This window comes from Longimonas sp., assembly GCF_040409695.1.
In the GTDB taxonomy this organism is placed as follows: domain Bacteria; phylum Bacteroidota; class Rhodothermia; order Rhodothermales; family Salinibacteraceae; genus Longimonas.
The window spans coordinates 1-5498 of sequence record NZ_JARWGJ010000163.1; the positions used below are offsets into that span (position 1 = coordinate 1).

Annotated in this window: 4 protein-coding genes and 1 pseudogene; 3 read left to right on the forward strand and 2 right to left on the reverse strand. The window is 59.0% G+C overall.

The window, feature by feature from the left end:
- A pseudogene (locus PPP56_RS10195) lies at positions 1-666 on the forward strand (hypothetical protein); the annotation flags it as partial.
- Between the two features lie 345 nt (positions 667-1011).
- Here PPP56_RS10195 and PPP56_RS10200 read toward each other — a convergent pair.
- Positions 1012-1605, reverse strand: coding sequence for a hypothetical protein (locus tag PPP56_RS10200; protein ID WP_353563940.1), 594 nt, complete (start codon positions 1603-1605; stop codon positions 1012-1014).
- Between the two features lie 111 nt (positions 1606-1716).
- A complete protein-coding gene (locus PPP56_RS10205; RefSeq protein WP_353563943.1) occupies positions 1717-3552 on the reverse strand; it encodes a cation:proton antiporter domain-containing protein in 1836 nt (611 codons plus the stop codon).
- 517 nt (positions 3553-4069) lie between these two features.
- On the opposite strand from PPP56_RS10205, the gene PPP56_RS10210 reads away from it, so the two are divergent.
- Both PPP56_RS10210 and PPP56_RS10215 read left to right on the forward strand, forming a co-directional pair.
- The gene (locus PPP56_RS10210; RefSeq protein WP_353563941.1) at positions 4070-5053 is read left to right on the forward strand and encodes a glycosyltransferase family 2 protein; all 984 of its coding nucleotides are present in this window, start codon (positions 4070-4072) and stop codon (positions 5051-5053) included.
- Between the two features lie 148 nt (positions 5054-5201).
- Positions 5202-5498 (forward strand): NAD-dependent epimerase/dehydratase family protein (locus PPP56_RS10215; protein WP_353563942.1); only part of this gene is annotated, 297 nt, incomplete at its 3' end.

Below are 5498 nucleotides of genomic sequence, written 5' to 3' on the forward strand. Positions count from 1 at the left end.
GTGATGTCGAAGGCGCTGCCGCTGGCCGGACAGCTCTTTATGGGCATTAAGCCGCAGGCGCCCGAGGTGCGAAGCGTGCACCCGGCGCTGCGTCAGCAGGCAGAGAAGCTCTCGACGCTCATCCAGAAGCACTCGCACTTCTTCAAGATGGCGAGCAAGTGGGAGCGCGAGAAGATTGTGGAGCATCAGGCGCAGCAAGCGCGCGTGGCCGACAACGCGATCTACCTCTACGCGCTCACCGCGTCGCTCTCGAAGATGGACGACCAGCTGCGCACCGGCGAGTACGGTCCGGCTTTCGAACGCGACCGTGCGGCGTTTGAGTACCTCTTCGAGTGGTTCGAGAACAAGATCTACACGAACTTCGGCCGCCTGCGCGACAACGCCGACGACAGCATGCGCAAAGCTGCCGAGGCCGCGCTGCGCTACAACGACACGCTGCCGAACAAGGAGTTCTACATCCACGAAGGCAGTCCGCTCGGACGCGACGCAGGCAAGGAGACGCCGACGGAGCACATCAAGCAGTTCCCCGGCGACGGCGTCGACCCGCGCACGCAAGACCGCGCGCCCGGCGAAACCGATGAGCTGGAGCTCGACGACGTGCCGGCCGCCTCGGGCGATGGCGCTCCTGAAGAGCCGAAGCCTGCTGCTGAAGACGGTGTGGCGTAAGCACGAGACCCCGCTTACTGGCTATACAAAATCACCGCCCGGTGCTCTATGCGGAGCATCGGGCGGTTTTTTGTTGGGGAAAAGCGGCAGGGCCTGCGTTTCGTGCGTATCTGTCGCAGGCATGCAGTTGGGTCCCCGATGCCCGGTAGACAGGGCCCGGGCGTGCCGCAGGAGAAGCGCATCGCTCTACGGAAACGGGATGCTGGTCGATGGGATGTACTTGCGGTCTCCTCTTGCCGGGAAGAGCACGGATGGGCGGTTTCCATCCGTCCGTTTTCCTGTCCACGCCTTCACCGGCCTGTGCCTACACGCGCTAACGGAGCGTGTGGAGTTGGCATGCGTCCACTACTCCCAGAACTCCATCCAGAAGAGAATCGTCACGATGAGCATCACGATGCTCAAGAACATGTTGGTAGCGGTAATCCACCCCTGCTGGATGGTGGCCAGTTTATCCTGGCAGAGCTGGTAGGCCCGGTCGTAGGTCTGGTTGGCGCTGTCGAGCACGATCATCGTGAAGTTGTCTGCGTCGGTGTTGGGCGTGTCAGGATCGGCAGCAATGACCAGCGCCAGCTCTTTCACGTCTCGCTCCAGGTCGCGCAGCTGGGGCTGCAGGCGTCCGAGCTCGGCCATCAGCTGTTGCAGCCGCTTGCGGCTGCGCAGGCTGTAGAAGGACGTAGAGCAGCCGTATGCTTTATGAAGCACCTCATTAAGCTGCCTGTCGAGGTCTCGCCCGGCCCGAATCAGGTGTGCAACCCAGTCCCAGTACTCCTCGCGGGTCAGGTCCCACCCATCCGGGTCGTCGAGCACGTCGGCCAGCGAGAGCTCGGCAGCCCGAGCGTCGCGGTCTTCGAATGCGCTACGCAGCGCGTCGCCTTGCTCGTAAGGCGCTGGGTCTGTGCTCGAGGTATCCGTCGGACGCGGAGCGGTTGAGGGTTCCATACCACACATGTGACTGTTACAAAAACAACGGAATCGCCTCTACGGGCGCTCGTGCTTCGGGTTGGGGGCCGCGCTGTGTTTTTAAGCTGCTTTCGTTCTTCAACGGACTGCTCAGTCATGCGGATGAAACCGTTTTACCGCATCTTGAACGGCCCGCTCATCTCCTGCAAACGTGAGACGGTCGCCTTTCTTGAGCGTGTCGTCGGCCGAGGGAACGAAGGTGGTGTCGTCGCGAGCGATGACAACCACGATGCAGCCGCCCGGAATCTGCTTGTTGAGCTTGCGGATGGATTGCCCCACCAGGTCGTTCGCTGTTATCTCGACTTCCTGGATGTCGTGCCCCTCTCCCAGCACGTTCATCCAGTGGGTGATCGCGGGCCGCTCGATCTCATTATCGATCGCGAAGGCCGCCGCCATAGGCACATCAATCGCTGTAACGTCGAGCGTGTCGAAGGCTTCCATGTTGCCCGACTCGTTCACCCGCGCATACACGTTCTTGACACCAAACTTTGACCGGGCCAGCTGGCAGATGAGCAGGTTATCGTTGTCGTTTTCGGTGACGGCGATAACCTGTTTGGCATCTTCAACGCCGGCTTTTCGCAGCACATCCGGTTCGGTGCCATCGCCGACCTGCACGGTGAACCCGTCATCGCGCATCCGACGGGCCACCTGGTCATTGGCTTCGATAACGATCACATGCTCACCGCGTTTTTCGAGACGTTCGGCCAGGGCGCGCGATACACGGCCGCCGCCGATAAGGAGTGTTTTCATAGGAGACACCGAAAGGGCTTGTGCAATCTGTCGTGCAAGACCGGCCTGGAGCACGACGGTGAAGAAGATGACGAGGAAGACCGCTCCGGTCAGCACGTCGGCCATAGCAGCATCCCCCTCCGCGGCCAGTTCGATCGCGAAGAGCGTAGCCACGCTGGCTGGTACGATGCCACGCGGTCCAACAAGTCCAAGAAAGAAGCGCTCCGGCATGGTGAACCGGTCGACGCCCAGCGTGGCGCCGGCAATCACGATGGGCCGGATGACAAGCACGATTACAAGCACGACGGCAACGCCCCACACGCCGAGCGCCAGCATCGCCTGAATGTCGATCAGGGCCGCAAGTGCGATGAAGATAAAGGAGAGCATGATGAGGGTAAGGTCCCGCCCAAACGTCTCCATCGTCTCCTCGTGAGGCAGTTTCATGTTTCCAAGCAGAATGCCCGACGTAGCCGCTGCCGCGATCCCCGCCTCGGCAGCCACCGCCTCGGCCAGTGCAAACGCGCCGAGGGCCGCGCTCAGAAAGAAGAACCGCGCGACCTGGGGGGCATCGCCCGTAATCAGATCGCGCGTGAGCACGAAACGGACGACTCCTGCGGTAATCCCCCCGGCCAGGAGGCCGAAGCCCAGCCGCTCGGCGAAGGCCACCAGGCTCGCCGTAGCGCCTGCATCGCCGATAACCATCGTCTCGTAGATGACGATCGACGCGATGGCCGCCGTTACGTCATTGATGATTCCTTCGGCCTCCAAAACAGAAGCCACATGCTCGCGCACGCGCACCACCTCCAGAATGGGCGTGATAACCGTGGGTCCGGTAGCCACCAGCAGGGCCCCGACCAGGAGAGCTATAGACCAGGGCACATCCAAGAGACCGTAAACCGCGACGGCCGTGCCCGCCAGCGTAACGACTGCGCCAAGCGTCACCAGTCGAATCGTAACAGTAGGCGCCTCCCGAAGTCGTTCTCTGCGCAGCTGGAAGGCTCCGTCAAACACGATGAGAGCCACGCTGAGTCCCACAATGACCGAGAGGCCCTCTCCAAAGAGATCGTAGGTGACGATGCCCAGCCCCTCGCTACCAAGCGCAACGCCAACAAAGATCAGAAACAGGACACTCGGGATCTGGAGGCGGCGAGCAAGAAACTGGGCAAGAATACCCAGTATGAAAATGCCTGCGACGATGGGGAGAAGGTACGCGTCCACGAAGAGTCTGCTAACCCGATGTAAAAAACTATATGTGGGCCGGTCTCTGCTATCTGAGCCTGAGCGTATCGCTCAGGGCCCTCTCAGGTCGGTTCTCCTGAAGGTCGGTTTGGAGCCCTACGTTTGGTAGCCGGGGCTCGATTTTTTGTCTTTCCACACCACGTATAGGCGCTGCAGCTTTATATGTTGTACGTGGTTCCTTTTACAACACGTATGTTGCCCCACAGAGGGTTTATAGTATTTTTAAGGTGTCCTGCCTCCTAACAGATCTTGTACAGGCGCATCAGCACGACGAGACGAAATTGCAGGGAGGCACCATGGATACCTGAACCCTGACGTCCACCTCCCACCACCTCTAATACAGAAATAACTACTACCTACAACGCCAAAAGTCTGCTTTTAAAACACCAAATGCATTAGTATAGCACGTTCCTCTTGACTTACGTTTGTCTACGATATTTGTGGTCACCATACATATATTTACTGGCCTTAGCGTATGGTCGCTTACTCTACCTCCTCACATGTACCTCGTGTCAGCATAGGTCTCCCGGTATACAACGGAGCCGCTTACCTTCAAGAGGCGCTCGACTCGGTGCTGAGTCAGACCTTTACAGACTTTGAACTCATCATCTGCGACAATGCCTCAACCGATGCCACCGAGGCGATCTGTCGGGCAGCCGCTGAGCGCGACAGCCGGATCCGGTACGAGCGGCACCCCGAGAATCTGGGCGCTGCCAAGAACTATAACAGCACGCTGGCCAGAGCCCGGGCTCCATATTTTCGGTGGATGTGCCACGACGATGTGCTTGCCCCGACCTGCATTGAAGCCTGCGTAGACGTGCTGGATACGCACCCTAATGTGGTGGTCGCGCACACGAAAACGCAGGTGATCGACGCCAATTCGGACTGTGTTGCGTCTCCGGGATGGATTCGTAATCTCCATCTGGTAAACATGCTCCCCCAAGACCGATTTGCAGCCTATTTGGATGCCTACCTCTGGGGCGGTGATGGGGGTGAGTTATTTGGGTTGATGCGTACCGAAGTCTTGCGCGCCACGATGCGCCACGGCGACTTCCCTTCAGCCGATCTCATACTGATCGGCGAGCTAACGCTCTGGGGAGATGTGTACCAGGTACCTGAAAAGCTTTTTCTCAAGCGCTACCACGACGAGAACTCCATTCAAGGCACGAACCAGGAGATTGCAAGGCTTCTGACCTGGTTTGACCCTGGCCACGAAAATGTTGTGCGTTGGTTAGAGTGGCGGTGGCTTCGCGAACTCGTCCGTGCCGTGTGGTATGCTCCGCTTTCATCGTCCGAGCGCAGGCGCTGCTTCGTCGCGTTGATGCATCGCTATGCGATACCACACGCTCGCAAATACATCAAGGAGATCGCATATGTAGCGAGCGCTCGACTGAAGTTGGGTGCCCACAGACATCCGCAAAAGGTCGTAGGGCTGAACACCATGTACCGCATCTTCTAATCGCACTTAGCAACCCCTTATAATCAAAAATCAGGTAGACTGCAAGCTGTTCAACTGACCTTCGTAGCAACGGCTCTTTGGGATGCCCTTGCAGCATCGCCTCACCATGCAGACCCCCGGCCCGATTCTTTTTCAATCCCCCTACTTCATGAACGTTCTCATTACTGGCAGCCAAGGCTACATCGGTTACCCACTCGTACAGTTGCTACACGAACGTGGCCACACCGTAACCGGGCTCGACACCGGATATTACACCGACGGCACGCTCTTCGAATCGCCATGGCCCCCGGGCGTCCGTCAGATGTGGAAGGACATCCGCGCTATCAACCGCGACGACCTGGCGGGCTTCGACGCCATCTGCCACCTGGCAGAGCTCTCTAACGACCCGCTCGGGCAACATAACGAAGCCAACACCTATGCCATTAACCACGCGGGTACGGTTCGG